Here is a 23981-nt window from a genome sequence, read left to right as displayed (position 1 = left end):
GTCTACTGCTCCCCTTTCGAGTTAAACAGACGATAAGCAAACCGCATGACAAAATAACTGATAAGCAGCAGCATGACCGATACAGCAGACGCATAGCCAAGCTCGAATCGGATAAAGGCGTAGTCATCCACATGGTTAATAATCAAATGACCTGAATATTGCGGAGTAATCGCAAGTCCGGTCAATTGAGTGGAGATCGCTCCAGCCTTTAATGTGGATACGATGGTCATGACGGCACTGAACAGCATCTGCGGCTTCATGGACGGGATGGTAATGTAGAATACTTCCTGAAGACGGCTGGAAATCCCGTCAATCCGTCCGGCTTCATACAGCTCGCGATTCACCGTCTGCAGGCCAGCCAGCATCGCTAGAAAACCTACGCTGAAGCTCATCCACAGCGATACGAGGATCATGACTTTCAGCAAATATTTCGGGTCCTGAAGCCAGGTAACAGGCGCATCTGCCCAGCCCATCTGCAGCAGGAAATTATTGAGGTAACCGACCCGGTCTCCACTGAAAGCAGCAATCCACACAACGGATAACGCCACTCCACCAGCCATTGATGGTGCATAGAATACCAGCGTATAGTAATCCCGCACACGCAGTGGAAGCTGATGAATCAGCCAAGCGAACAGGAAGGACAAAATATAGCCCCCCGGCCCCACAATCAAAGCGAACAAGAAGGTATTAGGCAGCGCCTTGGTCAAAAACACAATATCCTGTGTAAACAAGGAAATGTAATTATCAAATCCGATGAAATGCGGCTTGCCGAATCCGTCATACGAAGTGAATCCGAGCGTGGCCGCCATGATAACCGGGATCACGATGAATATCAGGAAACAGATCAGAAACGGCGCCAGGAATAGATAGCAGAACGCATCCTTCCGAATTTGCTTCACGAATCTTCTCCACCGGAGTTGTACCGGAGAGGGCGGCTTTGCCGCCCCCGGTGACGGTATGACTGGAACAACCTCTGTCTTCACGGTTTACTATCCTCCCATTCAAAAGGCTTCGTGATCTGCGGAATATGCAAGTCTGTGCCAGAGATCCCGAAGTTCCGTTGTCTCCGCTCCATCTCGCGCTGTAGCGATAAGCTCGCCTCCTCCAATGACTCGTCGGCCGGAATTCCGTCAAACACCGTCTTGTTCCAAGCGAAATCCATCTCACGGCCCAGGAAGTAATATCCAGGAACATTGGGCATGTTCTTGGCCCAGCGCGTTTGCTCCCGAATCGCCTTCAAATCATCAGAAGGCCAAGAATGCGATTTCATAGCATTCACATTGGCGGTGTTCCAGCGATATTCAATGCCATAATACGATTCCATATCAGCGGCGTATCTACTCTGTACCTCATCCGAAGTCCACCATTTCAGAAATGCCCAAGCGGCATCCTTCTTATCGCTCTTCTCCATAATCATTCCTGCGGTTAGCGCTTGAGGAGACCAACGGGCCACCTCGCCGTCCGGCTGAGCAATGCCTGGAAGCGGAGCTACCTTCCAATGCCCTGTTATTTCCGGAGCAGCCACCTGCAGTTGAACATACGTATTGAAGTCCGAGATGCCAATCGGAATGTCGCCGTCCCGGAAATGCTGGAAGAAAGCCGGGATATCTATCGGCATATTGTATTTAGTGAACATTTCTGTCCACAGCTTGAACGCCTTTTGTCCTTCTTCGCTGAACAGAGTGGATTTTTGTCCACTACTGGAATAAGGATCAGCACCATTTTGCAGGAACAGGGTCGAGAAATCCGCTTTAGGGAAGTTCATCATCATCCCGTTTTCCTGAAGCGTGGGCAGGATATCAAATACATCCTCCCATGTATCCGGCACTTTCAGCTTCAGACTTTCTAAGATATCGGAACGATAGAACAATAACTGGAAGTTCTGTACCTCTGGAAGCCCGTAGGTTCCTCCGTTATAATTCAACGCCCGTGAGACGCCGGGAATAAACCGCTTCTGCACGTCCGCAAAGCCCGGATATTTCGACAGATCCTCTACTGCATTCCGCATCGCATAATCGGCTGGTAATGCCTCAGCGACGCCTAACGCCACATCAGGAACCTCGCCTGCCGCATTTCCTAGAATGAGCATATTAGGGTTAGGCATGAGGTTGATATTCACTTCAATACCGGTATTAGGTGTGAAGTCCTGACTAACCAGTTCCCGAAGCTGGTCGACATAGTCCCGACCGCGTCCCACCCAGATCGTCAGCGACTCGTCATCCTGATTGCCGTCCTGATCATAGTTCAAGTAGAAGGACCGGGCAAAATCCATGACTGTATAAGGCACACGGGACAGCAGTGTAGGTTCCTTGAGTCCTGTCTTCGTGTCCGGCGTCCGCAACACAATATAATCTAGCAGTAATGGCTGCTGGGTCAGTGTCGTTAGCCAGGTGCCGATATTGGCTTGAATCGATGAAAAATCGTTAATCCGACTAGGGATTTCATTCACATCCAGCAGCATATTGTCCAGAATTGAGATGGAAGATTTCAAGGATTGTGACAAGTCTGAATCGCTCTCATTTACAAAGTTGGTATACTCTCGAATTTGAGACAGCCGATTAGTAATAGATTGCAGCTTCTTTTCTACATCAGGATCATATTTCTTCATCTCCCAGGTTCGGGTAGAATCCACGTTGGCATCGGCTGCATTTTTACTGTAGTTGCCCGTAATCAGCCGGATATGACGATCGAATTCAGCAATCTGTCCCAGTGCATCCCTCAGGGCCATCAGAATCGGCTGCATCTTGGAGGAGTCCACCACCATGCGCATTGTGTGCTTGCCCTGGGTTAGATAGAACTTGTAAGGCTCCCCTTGCTTGTCGGCAAGCGAATTAATTTCAAACTCCTTATGATGGTCGAAAGCATAATGCAGCATTTCCTGGAAGGGAACCTCTCCATCAATCTGAATGGTCCGATAGGCTTTGAAACCGGATCGATAGTTCTGGTAATCCTTGATGTCAATGACATACCAGCCGTCAGCAGGAGCTTCAAGCTCCCATTCCACCCACTCACCAGTATTTTTCCAGCGGTTTCCTCCAAGCACGTTATACGTGGTCCGGCCTTTAGGCTCAGGAGAAACGTATGGCTCAGACCAGTGGTCGGTTTGGATCGATAAACTGGACTTGCGCTGGAACTGTTCGCTCTCTTGAATGCTGTACCAATCTTCCTGCTTAGCGCCCTCAGGCTGTGCGGTAACATATTGTTCGTACGCCGGCAGCGGCTTTCTGGACTGGAACGACATGCCGCTAATAGCGACCCCTCCCCGCTCTCCTATCAGTCGCAGGTTGTGTTCTCCAGCGTCCAGATAGTATAGCAGCGGCCTCGAAGAGGCCGTATAATCGCTTACCGCCTTATTGTTCCACCCTGTGAGCTCAACCTGCTGCGGTCTGATCTGCATCCCATTGTTATTGCGGTCGTATGGATATTTGGCATCCTTCCACAGCCGTTCCAGCTCAATCCGTTCCGATTCGGCAAAGGGATAGCTGCCATCAATCATCACACCACGAACAACGGAGCTATTGTCGCCGGGGAGCGGCTTATAATCGATATGAAGCTCATACCAACCCGGTGCCTTTACCTGGAAACTCCAATCCACTGCCCCGCGATCATTTTGCCAAGCCAGCGCGCGTACCCCGTCTTCAGTGATTTCGCTAACGTCAGCATCTGAAGAGGCTTCCTCGAAAGTCAGCGCGTTCAGCGTAATCTGCCGCTCCTCCTTATTGCCCAGTTCCTCCTCGCTCTTATCATGTATCAGCTGAATATAGGGGACAGGCCCGCTCCCATGATCGAAATCCACCATTTGCGCCTCAGTCACCCGATCGGAGAGGACGATCTCCTCCTTGGATGTTGCCCAGAGGATCAGGATAACGACAATGGCCGCAATCACAGTCATTCGTCCAGCGATTCGGATGGACCGTGGAACATTCTTTAGCCTCATGCCTCATCTCTCCCGATGGCCATTTCCGTCGCTTCATCAAAAAAGTGAAGTTTGTTCATCTGCAGGTTCACCGATACTAACTCTCCCTGCTCGTATAGCACTTCGGGTGCTGTTCTTACGATCAGCCGAATCTTCCCCAGCTCCACGTACACATAAGAATCCGCTCCCGTCTGTTCTGTCATTTGCACTACGCCAGGTATATAATCATCATCCTTTTCATAACTCCCCCGCTTAATCAATACATGTTCTGGTCTGATGCCGAGAATAATGTTGTGCGTCAGTCCAGACAAGCGCTGGAAGCGCTGCCCTTGCTCCCCGGAGAGCGGTACACGCATTCTTTTATTGGAGAAATAGTAGTTCCCGTCACTCACTTCAACCGTTCCGTTCATAAAATTCATCTGCGGGGAACCGATAAATCCGGCAACGAAGACATTCGCCGGTTCATCATACAATTGTCTGGGCGGAGCAACCTGCTGAATGATGCCGTCCTTCATCACCACGATTCGTGACCCCATGGTCATCGCCTCAACTTGATCGTGCGTAACGTAAACGGTCGTACGCTTCAAATCCTGCTGCAGCTTGATTAATTCCGCCCGTGTCTGTGACCTTAGCTTCGCATCCAGATTGGAAAGCGGCTCATCCATCAAAAATACTTGCGGTTCCCGCGCGATCGCCCGCCCAAGCGCGACCCGCTGCTTCTGTCCGCCCGATAGCTGGCTGGGCTTACGCTCCAGCAGATGCGAGATCTCCAATATTCCCGCTACCCGCTTGACCCGCGAGTCGATCTCATGCTTGGCCGTCTTACGCAGCTTAAGTCCCAATGCGATATTCTCTTGCACAGACAGATTCGGATACAGCGCATAGTTCTGAAACACCATCGCGATATCCCGGTCTTTGGGAGATACATAGTTGATGAATTTTCCGTCCAGATAGAGCTCCCCGCTGCTAATCTCCTCAAGTCCAGCCAACATGCGCAGCGTCGTCGACTTCCCGCAGCCAGAGGGCCCGACCAATACAAGGAATTCCCCTTCATCAATCGTTAAATGAAAGTCATTTACAGCAGGGCGGGATTCGCCTTTGTAGCGTTTGAAGACATGATTAAAAGAAATGCTTCCCACCTGTTCTCACCTCACGCTTTACTCATCTGCGGTTCACACTTTTATGATAGCGCATTCATAAAGAAGCAAAAATGAGGGGGAATTAATTTTTGTTGTGGTTTATTAATTTCCAGACAAAATTCAAACAGCGCGTACCCATTGAATATCGGTACGCGCTGCATAGTTTTTTCATCTGTCTACTTAACAGGGGTATGACCACCTGGAGGACTTACTGGCTTTTTATGATCACCGTATCATTAAAGCTCGTTGCCATAGTTATCTCGTACGACTATCTGCACACCGGCCGGATGCGCCACAGTTACATTCAGCCCATTCTTATGCCGGTTAAAGAACGATCCGCCCTTAGTCGTCCCAGCCATAATATACACAGTGTCTCCCACATGCTTGGTTAACAGTAGACTGCTCTCCTGATCCTTCTGAAGTCGCCCCTGGTCCGACAAATAGGTACCAAACACGTTTAATGCTGATCCACCGGTCTGGTCAACCTTCACATTGTGGATCCATTCGGTTTGGACGATGATCTTCGTGATACCCGCGGGAAGCGGAGCGCTGTATGCCGGCAGTTCGTATCGTTCTTCTGACAACGACATCATCTGTTTGATCTCTTGAGTCAAGCCCAAGGAACTGATCCCAGCAAAAAGGAGGCAGCAGATCGCCAGAAAGCCTACGAACAGGACACTCATCACATCGTAATACACCTTCCCTTTTCCCCGAAACCATAGTGTATAAATCACAATTTCCAAACCCAGCAAGATAAATATTACCGGCCACCAGGCCAGGGTCATCGCAAAGACCTCTGCACCATTCCATTGGGAAGCCATGATAAGAACGCCCAGGAACAGCAGGCTTAGTCCCATCGACAAAGTGCCGACACGCCAGCTGCGACCTTTTACTACCTTGGTTTGAACGGCTGGGGCTGCCTCGGGGAGGTTCGGTGTAGGGCTTAAATTCATATCCATGCTCATAGTGGTTCCCCCGTTCCCTTGTTTTGTGCTCTCTTTTTATTTCCAAGCAGCAGCTTGATGCCCCCGCCGATCAGCACCAGCGACACAAGCACTGTTTTAAAATAAGCATTGAGCCGGTGTTCCAGTCGCCACTGCGGAAAGAGTCCATCAACGGCGGGAATCGCCACATCCGCAATGATATAATACAACCCCATACAGAGCAGTACGGCTCCGAGCCAGCCCTGATGGTTCATGAAACCTGCAATGACCGGACGGTCTTCCAGATCCTCTCTGCCATAACGGCTGATATGCTGCAGAGCATCGAACAGGCTGTAGAACCAGATGACCGGGATCAGAAAGAATAACAGCGTTAGCCGGAGCAGGTCCATAACATAGATGCTGCCAAGGAACAGAAGCATCAGCTGAAGCCCTCTTTTCTGCAGACCCAAATACATTTGTCCCGCCCCGGGAAACGCAGCCAGCAGTGTCGCCAGCACCTTACTCCGGCGCCCATCCTCACGCCCTGCCTCCAAATCCTCGAACAGCGTCCGGTCGTACAGGAGTTCTCCTGCCTGCTTTCGGTGGATATGCTGAACAGCATCGAACATGCAGTACAACCAAATAACCGGCAATACACCGAACAGCAGCAGAAACGCATCACTGGATGTTATTCCGGCCAAGAATAGCAGAATCGTCATGAAGCCGAAAAAGGAAATTAAGAACGACAGCCCCCGCTGCATCAGACCCATATGAAAATGTCCCAACCCCGGAATAAAGGACAGCAGTATGACATGAAAACGTTCATTGTCTCTACTCTTTACCGGCGTGTAAGGTAGCCCGTCTATCTCTTCTGGCGGCAGCGCAATTTGCGGAGTCGGCGCTTTTAACATTTGAGTCAGCAGATGGACCATGCTTAGGAACCACATCACGATAAAGCCAACAAGCCCGAGCAAGGCTAGTTCATCTTTTCCGCTCGCCATTGCCAGCAATATGGACAGAAATAATCCACCAAAGCTGACCAGGAAATAGACGATGCCCGAGGTGCGTTTTCCCATATAATAATGACCTGCCCCGGGAAAAATATTAATAAATAAAGCTTTTAGTTTACTTTGCTGCTGCAACGTTATCTCTCCTCTCACTTGCGGTTACTGTTCATCAACTGATCCAGCCAGCCGCTGGTCGCTTCCATCATTTGTTCGCTGTATGACGGATGCTTGCCCTCCGGCACGAACATCCCTATCTCCCCCGAAAACAGCCGGTCGAACACGCCGGAGGACAGAAAGATCAGCGTTAGTGAAGCGGCGATTACATAATGGACAATCGCTTGCTCATACCAGCGACTTCGCCGCTGACCCTCTTTGGCTGGCCGGATTTCCTTACTGGGATGGATTGCGTGCTTCTGCACCGTAGATAAGCTTCCCATCACATTTTCTGTAAAATGCTCCTGATTTTCTAGCGGCGGAAATTGCCCTTGAAGCTCATCCAACGACTCCAGGTAGGAGAGAAGCGCATCGTCATCCTCCAGCAGCCGTTGCTCCCAGGCATCCCGCTCTTCCGGGCTTCCTTCGCCTGCTAGATACTGTCGTGCACGGGCATCATCCTGTTTTAATTCTCCGTCTTGCCTCATAACCAATCGTCCTCCTTCCAATGTTTTCGAATCCACTGCCGGGCCCGGTAGAGCCTGGATTCCACCGTCTTCAATGTAATGCCCTTCTGGGTTGCTATCTGTTCATAATTTTGCTGTTCGATATAATAGGCGACGATCACCTCACGATGCATCTCCGGCAGCATCTGCACTTCATTCCACAGACGTTCTCTGCGTTCGCGCCGGACAACACCAACCAGGATATCCTCATCACCCGAGCAGATCTGGCGGAGTGTCAATTCGCAGTCAACAGGTTGCTCCCGCTGGCGATCCCGTTTACGCTTGGAGTCAATCGCCTTATGTAAGGCAATACGCGAAATCCATGTTACTAATCCTTGAAAACGATAGTCGGGGAGAGATTTGTAAATTTGCAGAAAGGCTTCCTGGGCCGCGTCCTCTGCGCCTCTGGCTTCGCGCAACACCGAGTAGGTGATCTTGTACACTTGCCCGGCATACCTGTCCACGAACTTTCGAAAAGCATCCTCGTCACCCTGGCAAATTCTCTTGATTAATAGTTCATCCTCAATGGCTCTCCCCTCCTTCCCTCAGTAATAGACGCAGCATCTATCAGTTACCCCTGCGTTAAACGTAAACTTTTTCCGGAGAGGAAAATAGAGGGGATATAGCAATTATTAGTATCCAATATGTAAAAAAACCGTATCGGCTGGCGGTAACCAGCGCAATACGGTTCAATTTCTCTCAATCCAGAAGAATCAATCTCCCATGGAAGAATCTTTCTATATGAAAAAATCTATCTGCCGCCATTACGGAATTTCTTCAAATAAGTTTTGACATCCTGAGCATTCTTGAGGCGGTTGCGGGACCACTCCAGCAGAATACGATCGATGTACCGGAAATGCAGCTTCCCGGCAAAGACCGCTTCCTTCAAAGCGAGCAGAATTAGTTCCTCCAGGTATTGGTCTTGATCGACCCAGCCCGAAATCGTCTCACACTCCATCGGGGAGAGCGGACGCCCAAATTCTTTTTCAAATACACTGAACAAGCTTCGGTTTTCTTCCTCTCCTTTGCTCTGGAGAGATGCAGGATTCCAGCCTGATCCACCGTTCGACAAGACATCCGCAGAGGAACGCTGCGATGTCAGTAGCTCCTGTGCCTGTCCAGCCTGCTGGGCGACTTCAGCTAGATAAGCTCCTAACTTGCTGTATAGTCCAGAGAAGTTGTAGCGTTCGTAATGGATACCCCGCAGCTCGTCATTATCCTCATCGATGCCGATAAATCCATCCTTCATCAGCTTTTGGAGCTCGCCTGCGATTACGGGCACGCTTCGTCCGGTTACCCCCTGCAGGTCCTCCAGGGTCGGGAACTCCATCCCCTCCACCTGTCTGAACGCTAGCAGATGAATCAGCAGCATTGCCTCACTACCCGCCAAGCCGAGCTTGCGGTAATGCTTCAGCAACACGTAAGGAATGATAGCCATTCCGCTCTCCAGGCCGAAGGCGACGCCTTCTCCCCAGGCATTCCATCCTTTGCCGTCCATGTACGCCCCCCTTTGTTAAAAAACAACCTATCATAAAATTCAACTTACTTGTAATTCTATAAGAAACTGCGCCTCCTTGTGAAAGGACGGCGCAGTTGTTATTGCCGAATATTATGGATATAGACGGTAAAGTGTACGTGGGAACGGAATCGTTTCGCGTACGTGGTCAAGCCCGCAAATCCAGGCTACCGTGCGCTCCAGGCCAAGACCGAAGCCGGAGTGTGGTACAGTGCCGTAGGTACGCAGGTCCATGTACCATTTGTAAGTGTCCAGCGACAGATTGTGTTCCTTGAAGCGTGCTTCCAGAAGCGCCGGATCGTCAATCCGTTGAGAGCCGCCGATAATCTCGCCATAGCCTTCAGGCGCGATCATATCCGCACACAGCACCACTTCTGGACGGTTCGGATCTGGCTTCATATAAAAAGCCTTGAAGGATGCCGGATAATGGGTGATGAACACCGGTTTGTCATACGCTTCAGCGATCGCTGTTTCGTGCGGTGCACCGAAGTCTTCGCCCCACGCGATCTCGTGTCCATTCTCGTTCAGGAACTTGATGGCATCATCGTAAGTAATCCGCGGGAACGGTGCCTGAATGGCTTCCAGCTTGGAAATATCGCGGCCTACCGCTTCCAGCTCGGTACGGCAGTTCTTAACGACAGATTGCACCACGTGAGAAACGAACTGCTCTTGTACCTTCAGGCTCTCTTCATGATCGGTGAAGGCCATTTCCGGCTCGATCATCCAGAACTCTATCAAGTGGCGGCGTGTCTTGGACTTCTCCGCACGGAAGGTTGGACCGAAGGAGTATACACGGCCTAGCGCCATCGCAGCTGCTTCCATGTAAAGCTGACCACTCTGTGTCAGATAAGCATCTTCGTCAAAATATTTAGTGTGGAACAGGTTGGTCGTTCCTTCTGCCGAGGTCGGCGTCAGAATCGGCGGATCGACCAAAGTAAAGCCGCTCGTGTCAAAGAACTCTTGAATCGCACGGATGATCTCGGCACGGATGACCAGAACCGCACGCTGCTTGGACGAACGCAGCCAGAGGTGACGGTGATCCATCAGGAAGTCCACGCCGTGCTCCTTCGGAGTAATTGGGTAATTCTCAGTGATGTGCAGCACTTCAATGCCGGTAACTGTCATCTCGAAGCCGGATTGGCTGCGCGGTTCTTCACGAATAATACCGGTCACGTACAGGGAGCTTTCTTGTGTCAGGCTCTTGGCGGCATCCCATACCTCTTCAGGTACTTCCGATTTCACGACCACACCCTGGATATAACCTGTACCATCCCGCAGCTGCAGGAACTGGATTTTACCACTGGAGCGCTTGTTGTTGACCCAACAGCCGATTACAACACTCTCTCCAACATGTTCGTTCACTTTCTTGATTACACTTTTGTTAGCCATGCCTACACTCTCTCCTCTAATTTAGCCGTTAATTCCTTGCACAATACGGTGTGTATCGCGTGCGATGACAAGCTCTTCGTTTGTCGGCACTACGAGCACCTGTACCTTGGAATCAGCCGTCGAGATGCGGCGCGGATCGCCGGAGCGGACTTTATTGGCTTCAGCATCCAGTTCAATTCCAAGGAACGTCAGATTATTCAGCACTCTTTCGCGAAGCAGCGAAGCATTCTCGCCGACACCAGCTGTGAACACGATCGCATCCACGCCGTTCATTGCAGCCGCGTAAGAACCGATATATTTGCGCAGACGGTATTCGTACATTTCAAAAGCAAGCGTAGAGTTAGCCTCGCCTTTCTCCGCACCATCAATAATATCACGCATATCGCTGCTGACGCCCGAAATCGCAAGCAATCCACTGTGCTTGTTAAGCATCGAATTTACTTCGCCTACAGACAGCTCTTCCTTGTTCATTACATATGGAACAATAGCAGGGTCAAGATCACCGCTGCGTGTACCCATCATCAGGCCTTCCAGCGGAGTCATCCCCATGGAAGTATCAACAGACACACCGCCTTGAACAGCCGTTACGCTCGCACCGTTACCGATGTGGCAAGTGATAATTTTGAGGTCCTCAAGCGGACGATCCAAATACTCGGCAGCAGCTTTGCTCACGAAATCATGGGATGTACCGTGGGCACCGTAACGGCGAACCTTGTATTTGTTATACAACACTCTTGGAATAGCATACATATAGGCCTTCTCAGGCATAGTTTGATGGAACGCAGTATCGAAGACAACAACCTGTGGCACGCCCGGCATATTGGTCTCGGAAGCGGAAATCCCCATCATTGCAGCAGGGTTATGCAGTGGCGCCAGGTCGAACAACTGACGAATTTTCGTTTTAGCATCGGCATCTACCAGCGCGGAAGCTTTGAAGTATTCGCCCCCGTGTACCACGCGGTGTCCAACAGCATTGATTTCTTTAATGGACTCGATTACGCCGTGTTCCTTGTCAGTAAGGATGGCAAGGACTTTACGAATCGCTGTATTATGTTCCAGGATTTCGCTGACTTCTGTCACTTCCTGCTTGCCAGTCGGCTTGTGATTCAGAATGGAGGAATCCATCCCGATCCGTTCTACCAGACCTTTTGCCAAAACAGATTCATCAGTCATGTTGTACAGTTGGTATTTCAGAGAAGAACTACCGGAGTTAATTACTAGAATATTCATATACGGTCACCATCCTTGTCGTACTTGAAGAAGCCTTCGCCCGATTTCATGCCCAGTTGTCCCGCACGCACCATCTTTTTCAAAATGGTCGATGGACGGTATTTCAGTTCGCCGTATTCGCGGAACATCCGCTCGAGCGCAGCCTGCACCGAATCCAGGCCAAACCGGTCAGCCATTTCCAGTGGTCCATATTGGAACTGGTAGCCAATCCGCATAGCATCATCAATATCCTGAGGAGAAGCGACACCTTCTTGCAATACGTGCATAGCTTCGTTGATAAGCAAACAAATGAGGCGTGAAGTTACAAATCCCGGGGATTCATAAATCATTACGCCCTTCTTCTCTACAACCTCGTCTACAAAAGCTTTTGTATCTTCGAATGTTTTGTCCGATGTTTTCAGACCGCGTACAATTTCGACCAGATCCACTTTCGCTACAGGGTATATAAAATGCATGCCAATGACGCGTTCCGGGTACATTGTTGAGCTGGCAAGTTCAGTCAAGCTGAGTGTGGAAGTATTACTCGCCAGGATAATGTGGCTCGGACACACTTGGTCAAGCTGATGAAATACTTTTTGTTTGGCTTCCAGATCTTCAATGATTGTCTCAATAACCATATCACAGGAACTGAGCTCTGCAAAATGTGTCACTTTTTGGATGCGGCCGAGAATCAGTTTCTTCTCTGCCTGGGTGATGGCCCATTTCTCCAATTGTTTATCCAGACTGGTTTCGATCATATCATAAGAATAATCCAGTCTTTCCTCTGTTTTCTCCACCAGCATTACATCCAAGCCCTTGGCTGCGAGCATTTCTGCGATGCCTTGTCCCATCGTACCGCCGCCGATGACACCGATTTTCTTAAAATTCATAAAAAAGTCTCCATCCTTTCAGGTATCTATACCTTAGTATTGTACCTTGTCTGTCGTAAAAATTTAATAAGCCCGACATATAATGATATCTTAGCATGCCTGAAAAGTAAAAAAAAATAACCGGCATAAAGAATTATGCCGGTAAAAGGACGCTGTCACGAAATTGACAACGAAATTGCTCTCCAGAAAGGACTTCTTCTTTCATTAAAATGTCAAGAGAGTAATCAAATACATTCCGTTGATTCTCCAGCATTTCGCGAGTCCGAAGCATAAGCTCGTCCAGAATTTTACTATTTTCCTTCATTAGCTCTTCTGTGGTAACCATATCCAGATTGGCAATCCCCAGAGAGGTAAGTCCGGACTTCATCATCGTTTCGACAATACTCAACGCCTGGTCGAAGTCTCCCCTCGAACCGGTACTGCGTCCGCCATAGAAAATCTCCTCGGAAGCGGCTCCGCCTAGTGCGATCATGATCTGATCCTCCAGATAGTCCTTGGTATACAGATACTGTTCCTCTTGCGGATTATGCCGTACATAACCGAGTGCCTGCCCCCGTGGGGTAAGGGTAACCTGGCTGACACTGCCCGGGCGCAGCAGTTCGGCCATGATCGCATGTCCCAGCTCATGAATAGCCACGCGTTTCTTCTCTTCCAGATTAGTCTCGCGGTCTGTCTTCTCACCCATCATCACCTTGTCGATGGCCATGGACAAATGACGATGCTCCACCTCTGTCAGATTTTCACGCATCATGTAGATGGCCGCTTCGTTCATCACACTTTCGAGTTGGGCACCAGAGAACCCATAAGCTTCCTCGGCGATTTTATCAAGACTCACTTCAGCGCTCAGCGGCTTGTTCTTGGCATGTAGAGCCAGAATCGATCTGCGGCCCTTGATATCAGGCATATCCACCTGGATATGCCGGTCGAACCGGCCTGGGCGCAGCAGCGCCGAATCTAGCATTTCCTTGCGGTTCGTAGCAGCCACCAGGAGAATGCGCGGAGTCTCATTGTTATAGATACCGTCCATTTCCGTGAGCAACTGATTCAGTGTCTGGTCATATTCACGCTGCTGCCCGCCTTCACGCTTACCGCCAATAACGTCAATTTCGTCGATAAAAATAATCGCGCTCTGCTTGTTCTCCTTCACAGCCCGAGCACGGGCGTCGCGGAACAAATCACGGATACGCCCTGCACCTACCCCGACATACATTTCAACAAACTCACTGCCGGAGGCGGCAACGAATACTGAATTCGTATAGTGTGCAGCTGCTTTAGCCATCAGTGTCTTCCCGGTTCCCGGAGGACCGGTCAGCAGGATGCCCTTGAGTGGGCGAATCCCGAACTTGCTGATCTCTTCGTGACGAATCAGAAAATCCAGTGCTTCACGCAGCTCCTGCTTGGCATTATCCTGGCCGCCGATTTCTTCAAAAGTCAGCTTGGACGGCCCGTCCTTCTTGCGCTTCTTCTCCGCTCCGGCACCAACAGCGATCCCGCCACGCATATGTGCTATCAGCAGCAGCGCACCGATCATGCCAGCCGCAATAATGACCGGAAAAATATTAATTCCAACAAACACCATAAAAATTAACACCACAGGAATAAATCCTACCAGTACTTCTTTAGTCCATTTAGGCATTGTTCCAAACCCCCATCTTGGCCGGCTTGCGCGGCAGAATAATGAATTTGCTATCTTTGCCGCTGCTCAGGCTTACATAGACATTGCTATCGTCAATCTCTGTCGTTGCAACAACACCCTTGTATTCCGTATGACTCTCCTTCAATCCGTCAAGCGTCGACGGAATCAATGTATATTTACCGCTCTCCATGGCTTCTGCCACTGAGAACATTGCTTTATTCCAATAATCATCCAGCATTGCGCTGGAGTGCTGATCGACATCAAGCTTCAATGTGCGGCCGTTGATAGCCGATTTGCCTTCGGTCGAAACATATTGAACCAGTTCACGCATTTTCGTGCCCGGCTTAAGATCGAGTTTCAAAGTCACCTGATCGCGGTTAATAGTAATCTGAGACTTGTTGACACCTTCATAGCCAGCCACTATCTTTTGGAGCGGTTCCTGAATCACAAATTCACGATAGAGAAACCATCCACCAAATAACAAGGCAGCTGTCAACAGTGACGTTAGCAGTACAGGTACAAGACGCAGTTTCAAGAAACGTCCTCCTCTCGATGATTACAACAAGTATATGAATACGTCCCGGTATGCGATGATCCCTATGATCAGGGATTCAATTCGGCATGCCCTCTTGAATACAAATAGTAGTATATCACAGGTGTATATACGAAAACGAAAAAAAGTGTGAATATATTTAAAATTTTTGATTCTAATTTTTACAGATTTATCTAACCTTTTTTATTATTTATCGACAAAGCTCGCCCCAGAACTTAGTTCTGGGGCTTATTTTGATAAAAATATCTACCCGTAAATCTGACATCTGCATCTATACGAATTATCGATGATATACTAATAGATATAATTACATCGACTAATTTGATATACGATAGTCAATACGAAATTATATACTTTACGAACAAAAGAAAGTAACAAAAGAAAATAAAAAAATCAGCAAAAGAAATTAACAAAAACTAAGAGGAGCAAAGGGGAAGTTTGGAACTGTAGGAGTATCTGTAGGAGTATCTGTAGGAGTATCTGTAGGAGTATCTGTAGGAGTATCTGTAGGAGCGGAACGTTCGCCTGAAAGCTTACATAAGAATGGTTCGGCGGGAATGATTTTTACGTGGGAATGATTTCGCGGGAACGGTTCCATGAATATATTTACAAATGTAAACATCCACCCAGAATTTCACTTTCCACAATATGTAATGCATTATAATTATCTTTCATCGGCTCTCATTGGCTGTGGCCTATTTCAACCGATATTCCCCCACACCAATCGTTTTAACAGCGAGAAAAATAGTCCATCTCCCTAATTAGCAGCATTTTTGTACCTTATTTTTCTTGAATATAAAGAAATGAGGAAAATAAGGGCATTATTGTATCTTATTTTTCGAAAAAGCATCGCTGGACGAGTATTCTGGAAGATTTAAGGTACAATATTGCACTTAATTCCTATTAACTCTTAGCTGCAGAGAATTTAAGGTACAAAAATGCCGTTAATTCACTACGGGGATTCTTAATTATAGACTCTCTTTTGTCCTGGCCTAGTTTGTTATTTTAATACGTTCCAAATAGATCCATGAATTCTCGTGAAAATCGTCGTTAAGCAATCTCGTTATTGATACTCATCAGACAACATATCAAACCCTAATCAAAACGCAAACAAGCGAAACCGCCATCCGGTTCGCTTGTTTGTTTTTTCTTAAATCACACTTAACTTCCCCTTACTTTTATCCGCAAAGAGAGCCCAATGAGGTTCAGTCTCAGCGCTTCGGCAAACTGAAACGCCCTCCGATAGGCGTTCCGTCAGAAAAGCGGTAGAACTGATAATAATAACGATCTCCTTGTTCATAAAAAAGCTGCCAGGCATATTCCCCGTTATACACACCCGGGAGCAGCCTTTGAATCTTAATATCCGGAAGCTGTGCGCTGATGATGGACCTGATTTTAGCCTCCGATGTGCCCTTGCTCAGTTCTTCGCTGAATACCACATTGTCGCCCTCAGCAACTTTACCGTCCGTTGTAAAGCGAACCCACACCATGAGCTCGGTACCCGCCTCATTTTTCCCTGTCAGCACCCAATACACCGAGTTTTCATCCCAGACCGATTTCTGGGCCTTCTCCATTAGAGTCAAGCCCGCACGGCTCTTGGCGACTTCCTTTGCTGCATCCCGTTCTTTCCATTGGTCTTTCATGATAAAGGCGTAGAACTGAATTAGGCCGAGCAGCAAGAGCAGAAACACTGCCACTCCTATCAGGATCCATTTTTTCCTCTTTTTCAAGTTACAGCTTCCTTTCTACTTGTTCCGCGGCGGTGATGCCTATTCCTCGCCTGTCTACCGCTTCAACAGACCTTCAAAAGTTTCCTGTGCCTTGCGTCTGATAGCCTCTTCATCCAACGTTAGGCACTCCCCGTTCTTCACAATCTGCTTTCCGTTCACCCAGACATGGAGCACGTCTTTAGCACTGGCAGAATATACCGCATGTGAGAGCAGATCCGTATGTGGCAGGAGGTGCGGCTGGTCGATATCAATGGCAATAAAATCAGCCTTCATGCCGGGAGCAAGTCGGCCCACACCATCCAGGAAAAGTGACTTCGCACCGTACTCCGTAGCCATCAGCATGGCTTCTGAAGCCGGAACAGCTGTGGGATCACCGCTGAATCCTTTATGGATAAGAGCTGCCAGACGCATCTCTTCAAACAAGTCCAGATTGTTGTTGCTGGCTGCACTATCCGTGCCAAGCGATACGGTGACACCTGCATTCAGCAGGTCGATAACCCGGGCAATGCCGCTAGCCAGCTTCAGGTTGCTCCCAGGGTTATGGGAGACCCCGACATGGTGACGGGCCAGAATCCCGATCTCCTCGTCATTCAAATGCACACCATGCGCGACTAGCGATGGTCGTGTAAACATGCCTAGCTTCTCCAAGTGTTCGACAGGGCGCAGTCCGTATTCCTCTACGTTCTGCTCCACTTCCCGCTTCGTCTCCGACATATGCGTATGCAGCGGCAGATCCAGGTCATTGGACGCCTGTACGAACTTGACGAAAAACTCCGGCGGGCAAGTATAAGGAGAATGCGGGGACAGCATCGTTGTAATTCTGCCGTCTGCCTTGCCATGCCAGTCGCGAGCGAACCGGACAGCATCAGCCAGCTTCACATCCTGTACCTCCGGCGGACATAGACCGATAACGCCGCGTGTCAGAACTCCTCGCATGCCGGACTGCTCCGTAATCTCAGCTACCCGGTCCATTTTGTCATACATGTCCAAAAAGGTCGTCGTGCCGCCCTTCATCATTTCAAGTATGGATAACGAGCTTCCCCAGTAGATATCATCCGGGGTAAACTTGCCCTCCATTGGCCACATTTTCTCCTGCATCCAGACCTGAAGAGTCCGGTCATCACCATAGCCGCGCAGCAGCGACATCGCCGCATGACCATGGGTATTCACCAGACCAGGCATGAACAGCAGACGGCTGCCATCGATCACTTGCAGCTCTTCTTCAAGGCACGGCTCTTCTTCGCCTATGTATGTGATGAGATCATTCTCAATGATCATACAGCCGTTCAACACAGACAGAGGAGACCCAGGCACAAGAAACTTCCCGTTACGGATAAGAATCTTACTGCTGCTCATGCCCAATCTCCTCCTTTCCATCTTGCAAATAATAAGCCAGGCTCTGCAAATCGGTTGTGAAGTCGGCCGCATGAACACGGATATGCGCTGGCGTTTTTAGAATTACAGGTGCAAAGTTCAAAATCGCTTCAATACCGGATTCCACCAGGATATCAGCTACATTCTGCGCTTCGGTATCCGGTACAGTAATAATGCCGATACGGATGCCCTGCTCACGGATAGTGCTGCCCAGATCCTTCATGGGTTGTACAATGAGTGAGTTGATTTTCTGACCTACCTTGGGATCATAAGAATCAAAAATAGCGGTTATTTTCATCGTGTCCTTCAAGTAAGCATTGTAGTTGGACAAGGCATGTCCAAGATTACCGGCGCCTACCAGAGCCACGTTAATTTGCTGATCCAGTTTCAGTATATGGCGGATCTTCTCAATGAGATAAGATACATCATAACCGATACCTTTACGGCCGAAGTCGCCAAAATAAGCCAGATCCTTACGGATCTGGGCGGGGTTAAGATCCAGCTTCTGACCAAGTTCTTGAGAAGAAACTGTCGAGATTTCACGTTTTTGGAGATCGTTGAGGAATCGCAGGTATACAGGAAGTCTGCGTACCACCGCCTCCGAGATTTTATCCGATTTCATGTTTTCTCCTCCTAGATTAAGTGAAATAAAGATTCAAACAGAAGACAAAGCGTTACTCTGGTGAAGTTAAGGCTATAAGTCGCAAATCCATCTTCCCCAATATCCGCTTTCTTAAACCAGTGAAAAATGGCTCTGTTTCCCCAACTAACAGTATTTTTGTACCTTATTTTTCTTGAAAAATGCTAAAAAAGGATGATAAGGGCATTATTGTATCTTATATTTCAAAAAAGCACTCCGAAAGCGTATTACGGAAGATTTAAGGTACATTATTGCTCTTAATTTAAATTCACCCTTAACTTCAGACTTATTAGGGTACAAAAATGCCGTTAATTACACTTCGGAGATCATTAATGTGTTCTATATAGATTAATCCGATTGTTGAAAATAACGCATTACACAAGGAATGAAAGGGGCATTATTTGCCCCCTTCCTCCAGCCATTCTGCAATTCGGGGAACCATTTGCTCGGTCTTCATATGCTCCATCTTGGGACCGGGCAGCGAATACAGAAAATATTTACCGTAATAGGATTCAATCACCCTGGTATCATAAACAATAACGATCCCCCGGTCTTGTGCCGTCCGAACGAGACGGCCGAAGCCCTGCTTGAAGCGGATAACCGCCTGCGGCACGGAGAGCTTCATGAACGGGTTCTTCTTCTGCGCCTGTAGCAGCTCAGCCTTAGCCTCCGCAAGCGGATGATTCGGCGGCTGAAACGGCAGTCTGACGATGGCCAGGCAGGTTAGAGCCTCGCCCGGAATATCTACGCCTTCCCAGAAGCTGCTTGTGCCAAGCAACACAGAAGCGTTGCTGTCCTGGAAACGGCGGATCAGCTTGCTACGGCTTCCACCTTCGACTCCCTGGCCCAGTACACTGATATCCTGTGAAGCCAGAGCTTCCTTCAGGGGATCATAGACCTGGCGCAGCATACGGTAAGAAGTGAACAGCACCAGCATCCGTCCGCGTGTGATTACCGCAGCCTCCGCCAGTGATTGCACCAGCGTGTCCACAAAGCGGGCATCGCCTATGCTGCCCTTAACGCTCGGGAAGTCGCGCGGAATGACCAGCAGGGCCTGTTCACGGTACTTGAACGGAGAAGGCAGCAGCGAGGTCATCAGACGCCCCTGCTCCGCTGCCTCTCCGAGCCCCAGATTGTCAATCATGAATTGGAATGATTTATCGACCGACAATGTGGCCGAGGTCAGCACGATGCTGTTCTTCTTGTCGAAGAACAGCTCCTTAAGCTGGGCACTGACATCGACAGGCACCGCATAGAGTTGCAGGGACTTGCTGCGATAATTAGTGCTGGCTTCCAGCCAATAGACAACATTCACGTCGTTCAGATTCATAAAGAAGCGCACCTGTTCGCGAATGGCGCCCAAATCCTTAAAGAGACCCCCAAGATCGGTCACCAGACTGTCCGAGCTGGACTGACCCTCCTGTTCACGCATCTCGCTCAGCATCTTCTCACCCTTACGGATGACTTCGCTGAGGCTCAGGTGCATTGTATTCTCTAATGCCGCCAGCTCTTCCCAGTCCTTCGGCTTGCTTCCCGGCTGGAGACGAAGCACAAGCTGTCCCGCTTCCCCTGCGGCCGCATCGCTGCGCTCCGGCAGGAGAGTGTACAGCCTCTCGCTTAATACATCCCATGTCTCCTTCACCGTAAGCAAGTCCGGATAAAGCCTGTCAATGATGACACTCCATTCGGAAGCCTGCTCGCTACCGGAAGTTTGCAGAATCTGACGCAAGGCCGGAAGCTGTCCGTTACGGCTGTCCTTGTAGAGTCTACCGAGAGTATGTGACACTGTGAAATGCTTCATGTGCATGCCGAGATGCTTCCCGGCTACATCCTCCAGATGATGGGCCTCATCAATAACCAGATGCTCATAGGCTGGCAACAATTGATGTCCAGCCTTCACATCTGCAAACAGCTTGGAATGGTTCGTAATTACCACGTCCGCAATACCGGCCTCATGCTTGGCCCGGTGGTAATAGCACTTGCGGAACCAAGGGCAAGCACGGCCCAGGCACGAATCGGTGTCGCTTGCTACCGTCTCCCAGAAATCCCCGCCGCGTCCGCCGAGGTTCAGCTCCTCGTCATCCCCGGATTCACTCTGAGTCAGCCACACGATCATCTGCGCGGCAATGATGGCATCTTCCCTCGGACTCGTAAAGTCCCTTTTATTTATTTTATGTTCAAACTTGCGCAGACACAAATAGTGCCCTCTTCCCTTGAAGATAGCAGCCTTGAACGGAAATGGTACAACTTCGGTCAGCAGCGGAATATCGCGCTCCCGGAGCTGGTCTTGCAGATTAATGGTATGAGTGCTGACCATGACCTTTTGCTCGCTGCGAACGCTCTGATAAATTGCCGGAAGCAGATAACCCAGCGACTTGCCGGTTCCCGTCCCTGCCTCAATCAGCAGGTGCTTGTCCTCGGAAAGTGCGGTTATAACCTCGTTAAACATAATATCCTGCGCTTCCCGGCTTTCATAATGAGGTAACTTGTCCTTGAGCCGTTGTCTAATCTCATCCATATAATCAGAGAAAGATAATGAATGCAGTGGATTAGCACCATGCTGATCCCTTGGAGGCTCCAGCTCTGTCCAATCGCCTACCTTGAGGGCAAGCTGCCGGTAAAATGTTAAATCGCTCTCCGGCTGGAAAGTCTCCATCTCCCGTTCCCGCAGCAGCCCGTCGAAATACCAGCCAAGATCGCTGTCTTCTGCGGCGAATAACTCGCTAAGCCGCTGTATCGTTAGAAGCGGCAGGCTGTATAGCTCCTCCAGACATTGGAGCAGCACGAGCGCGGTAGCCAAAGCATCGCTGTCGGCCTGATGCGGCCGTTCATGCGTAATGCCGAAATGGCTGCTGACGGCACCCAGCTGATAAGTCGTCAGCGAAGGAAAGCAAATTTTCAGAAAATCGATCGTATCCAGAATACGGCCTTGAAACGGCAAATATCCGCATCGATCCAATGCATTTTGTAAAAAATGGAAGTCAAAGGCCACATTATGCCCTACCAGAACGACATCGTCCAGTAAAGGCACTAGCTCCATCATCATCTCATCCAGCTCTGGCGCATCCGCCACGTCGCTGTCGGTTATGCCTGTCAAGCCCGTAATAAAAGGAGGAATCGGCGCTCCGGGCTTGACAAAGGAACCATATACCCGGGAAATGGACCGGTCTTCTTCTATAATGGCAAGACCCACCTGGATGATTTCACCCACCGATTGGGTTCCCGTTGTTTCAAAATCAAGCACGGCAAATTTCATTGTAAGTTCTATTCCCTTTCACTTGAGACTCTTAATCAGCATAACAGAAGTTGCGAAAAAAGGCGATGCACCCCGCTGTCAACAGTGGAGGCATCGCTTCTGTGGCAAGACTGATGGTTATAAAAGCGAGACAAGCTGGCTGCCATACTGGAGTTGTCCCCCACGCTTACGGCACACTTCCAGATTCACAGTTGGTTCCGGCAGGGCCGGATCATGCTGAAGAGACAAATCGAACAACTCCTGCGCTTCAGGGAAGCGCTCCTGAGAAGCTCGGATACAGCCCATAGCATTATAGATCATCGCCTTGAGCTTGCGTTCCCGAACGAGATTCAGCATATGGTTCAGATGAACCCATGCGGCTTCGCCTTCCCCTTCCTGCAGATAAGCCATGGCAAGATACAGTCGGGCGGCGAGGCTGTCCGGGTACTCCTGAACGACGCCCTTAAACTGTTCGATACACTGCGGGTACATCAGCAGCTTATAATAGCCCTGACCTCTGACGAAGGACTCCATGGACAGCTCTGGCGCCTCCTGCTGAGCAGCAGGCTCCAGAGGCTCATCCGGCACTTCCAGGTTGTCACGGAAATGGCTGAGCTTCTCCGCGAAGACCAGCCATTCATCCATGACATGATCGCTGATTCGGTGTAACAAATTGTACTTGCATAAAAGCTCTTCCCGGCGGGCACCCTGCGCTTTAGGATAGTCAGTGACGACCTCCTGTAGCATCTGGTTCATTTCAGCAAATAAATGTTGAAACATGACTTCATCCCACCCTTACTGAAAATGGTATCAGTTCAGTTCAGCTTGCCTGACTTCATTTTTCGCAAGGTGAGGGTCTTTCATGCCTGCCATTGATTACATGCCCGTCAGAAACGGTCAGACGATGGTCGCGTGGATCTCATGATCGGCGAGTTTGACCGGCTTGTTCAGCTCATCTACAAAAACTACAGTCGGCTTGTGGCCCTGAAGCTCCTCTTGAGAAAGCATCGCATAAGAAATAATAATCACTGTATCGCCAGGCTGCACCAGCCGGGCTGCCGCACCATTGAGACAAATCACACCGCTGCCGCGCGGACCGGGAATGACATAAGTCTCCAGACGAGACCCGTTGTTGTTGTCCACGATCTGAACCTTTTCATTCTCCAGCAAGTCTGCGGCTTCCATCAAATCTTCATCAATGGTAATACTGCCCACATAATTCAAATTAGCTTCCGTCACTGTTGCCCGGTGGATTTTGGATTTCATCATATGTCTAAACAATTGCAGCTACCTCCTTAGGAGTAAACACAATATTGTCGATCAGGCGGGTTTTACCGAATTTGACGGCCAGTGCCATAATGATCTCACCATCTGCTTGTGCCAAAATAGAATCGTCAGCCAGTGGCTCAAGGTCTGGAAAAGTCAAAATTTCCGCATAATCTATCACCGCAAGTGGTGAAGAAGAAATGATCGAGGCCAGTAATTGTCTGATTTCCTCGGCCGTCTTGGCTGATCCTTCTTCAACAGCTTCGCGAGCCGCCCGCAGGGAACGTGACAGTACAAGTGCTTGAAGTCGTTCTTCCTCCGACAGATACACATTGCGGGAACTGAGCGCCAAACCATCAGCTTCACGAACGATAGGACAGGCTACAATCTGCACATTCATATTCAGGTCAGACACCATTTGGCGGAGAACGGCTACTTGCTGAGCATCCTTCAGACCGAAAAAGGCATAATCAGGCTGCACCATATTAAACAGCTTGGAGACCACGGTAGTGACACCGTCAAAGTGTCCCGGGCGCGAAGCCCCACACAGCACGTTGGTCAGTGAAGAGACGGACACTCCTGTACGAATAGGACGCGGATACATCTCTTCCACAGACGGGATAAATACGATATCTGCACCTTCACGCTCCGCAAGCTCCAGATCCCGGGCTTCGTCACGGGGATATGAAGCGAAATCCTCATTTGGCCCAAATTGCAGCGGGTTGACAAATATACTCATAACCACCGTACCGGACATCTCCGTAGCCCGGCGCAGCAAGCTGGCATGTCCGTCATGCAAGTAACCCATGGTCGGCACAAAACCAATCGGTGTATGACCGCCGCCACGCATATATTCCAGCGCTTCGCGCAAGTGTTCTACTGTTCTGACCACTCTCATC

20 protein-coding genes are annotated in these 23981 nt (G+C 49.5%); all 20 read right to left on the bottom strand.

Going from position 1 to position 23981, the window contains the following annotated elements:
- Positions 1–2: 2 nt before the first annotated feature.
- Complete coding sequence (locus ACFVU8_RS00215; RefSeq protein WP_387425391.1) at positions 3–983, bottom strand: carbohydrate ABC transporter permease; 981 nt, start codon at positions 981–983, stop codon at positions 3–5.
- Positions 980–3937, bottom strand: coding sequence for an extracellular solute-binding protein (locus ACFVU8_RS00210; RefSeq protein ID WP_387425389.1), 2958 nt, complete (start codon positions 3935–3937; stop codon positions 980–982). Before ACFVU8_RS00210 ends, ACFVU8_RS00215 begins: the two co-directional genes overlap by 4 nt.
- Positions 3934–5055, bottom strand: a complete 1122-nt coding sequence (locus ACFVU8_RS00205; RefSeq protein WP_066363121.1) for an ABC transporter ATP-binding protein — start codon at positions 5053–5055, stop codon at positions 3934–3936. Before ACFVU8_RS00205 ends, ACFVU8_RS00210 begins: the two co-directional genes overlap by 4 nt.
- 236 nt (positions 5056–5291) lie before the next feature.
- Entirely contained in the window at positions 5292–6020 is a 729-nt protein-coding gene (locus ACFVU8_RS00200; protein WP_387425387.1) for a hypothetical protein, read from the bottom strand.
- Positions 6017–7120, bottom strand: coding sequence for a hypothetical protein (locus ACFVU8_RS00195; RefSeq protein ID WP_379464687.1), 1104 nt, complete (start codon positions 7118–7120; stop codon positions 6017–6019). The genes ACFVU8_RS00200 and ACFVU8_RS00195 overlap by 4 nt, the downstream gene beginning before the upstream one ends.
- A 14-nt stretch (positions 7121–7134) precedes the next feature.
- Positions 7135–7626: a hypothetical protein gene (locus ACFVU8_RS00190; protein WP_387425385.1), complete on the bottom strand. Its 492-nt coding sequence runs from the start codon at positions 7624–7626 to the stop codon at positions 7135–7137.
- Positions 7623–8144, bottom strand: coding sequence for an RNA polymerase sigma factor (locus ACFVU8_RS00185; protein WP_387427149.1), 522 nt, complete (start codon positions 8142–8144; stop codon positions 7623–7625). Before ACFVU8_RS00185 ends, ACFVU8_RS00190 begins: the two co-directional genes overlap by 4 nt.
- A gap of 251 nt (positions 8145–8395) precedes the next feature.
- Positions 8396–9142, bottom strand: coding sequence for a DnaD domain-containing protein (locus ACFVU8_RS00180; RefSeq protein ID WP_387425383.1), 747 nt, complete (start codon positions 9140–9142; stop codon positions 8396–8398).
- 111 nt (positions 9143–9253) lie between these two features.
- Positions 9254–10549: an asparagine--tRNA ligase gene (gene asnS, locus ACFVU8_RS00175; protein WP_175373655.1), complete on the bottom strand. Its 1296-nt coding sequence runs from the start codon at positions 10547–10549 to the stop codon at positions 9254–9256.
- Between the two features lie 21 nt (positions 10550–10570).
- The gene (locus ACFVU8_RS00170) at positions 10571–11779 is read right to left on the bottom strand and encodes an acetate/propionate family kinase (protein WP_066363138.1); all 1209 of its coding nucleotides are present in this window, start codon (positions 11777–11779) and stop codon (positions 10571–10573) included.
- On the bottom strand, positions 11776–12648 hold the full coding sequence (locus tag ACFVU8_RS00165; protein ID WP_066363139.1) for a 3-hydroxyacyl-CoA dehydrogenase family protein: 873 nt from the start codon (positions 12646–12648) through the stop codon (positions 11776–11778). Before ACFVU8_RS00165 ends, ACFVU8_RS00170 begins: the two co-directional genes overlap by 4 nt.
- Before the next feature lie 133 nt (positions 12649–12781).
- Complete coding sequence (locus tag ACFVU8_RS00160; RefSeq protein WP_379464691.1) at positions 12782–14284, bottom strand: AAA family ATPase; 1503 nt, start codon at positions 14282–14284, stop codon at positions 12782–12784.
- Complete coding sequence (locus ACFVU8_RS00155; RefSeq protein WP_379464692.1) at positions 14277–14819, bottom strand: hypothetical protein; 543 nt, start codon at positions 14817–14819, stop codon at positions 14277–14279. The genes ACFVU8_RS00160 and ACFVU8_RS00155 overlap by 8 nt, the downstream gene beginning before the upstream one ends.
- A gap of 1229 nt (positions 14820–16048) precedes the next feature.
- Positions 16049–16567, bottom strand: coding sequence for a cell wall elongation regulator TseB-like domain-containing protein (locus ACFVU8_RS00150; protein WP_387425380.1), 519 nt, complete (start codon positions 16565–16567; stop codon positions 16049–16051).
- A 54-nt stretch (positions 16568–16621) separates the two neighbouring features.
- Positions 16622–17923, bottom strand: coding sequence for an amidohydrolase (locus tag ACFVU8_RS00145; protein ID WP_387425378.1), 1302 nt, complete (start codon positions 17921–17923; stop codon positions 16622–16624).
- Complete coding sequence (locus tag ACFVU8_RS00140) at positions 17910–18563, bottom strand: redox-sensing transcriptional repressor Rex (protein ID WP_379464695.1); 654 nt, start codon at positions 18561–18563, stop codon at positions 17910–17912. The genes ACFVU8_RS00145 and ACFVU8_RS00140 overlap by 14 nt, the downstream gene beginning before the upstream one ends.
- 415 nt (positions 18564–18978) lie before the next feature.
- The gene (dinG, locus tag ACFVU8_RS00135; RefSeq protein ID WP_387425375.1) at positions 18979–21837 is read right to left on the bottom strand and encodes an ATP-dependent DNA helicase DinG; all 2859 of its coding nucleotides are present in this window, start codon (positions 21835–21837) and stop codon (positions 18979–18981) included.
- Positions 21838–21954: 117 nt separating this feature from the next.
- Positions 21955–22596: a tetratricopeptide repeat protein gene (locus tag ACFVU8_RS00130; RefSeq protein ID WP_379464697.1), complete on the bottom strand. Its 642-nt coding sequence runs from the start codon at positions 22594–22596 to the stop codon at positions 21955–21957.
- A gap of 117 nt (positions 22597–22713) precedes the next feature.
- Positions 22714–23097, bottom strand: coding sequence for an aspartate 1-decarboxylase (gene panD / locus ACFVU8_RS00125; protein WP_379464698.1), 384 nt, complete (start codon positions 23095–23097; stop codon positions 22714–22716).
- Positions 23090–23980: a pantoate--beta-alanine ligase gene (panC, locus tag ACFVU8_RS00120; RefSeq protein ID WP_387425373.1), complete on the bottom strand. Its 891-nt coding sequence runs from the start codon at positions 23978–23980 to the stop codon at positions 23090–23092. The genes panD and panC overlap by 8 nt, the downstream gene beginning before the upstream one ends.
- Between the last annotated feature and the right edge of the window lies 1 nt (position 23981).

It is taken from the genome of Paenibacillus sp. NPDC058177 (assembly GCF_042883835.1).
Taxonomy (GTDB): domain Bacteria; phylum Bacillota; class Bacilli; order Paenibacillales; family Paenibacillaceae; genus Paenibacillus_AQ; species Paenibacillus_AQ agri.
This window is presented reverse-complemented; position numbering and strand designations above follow the sequence as displayed.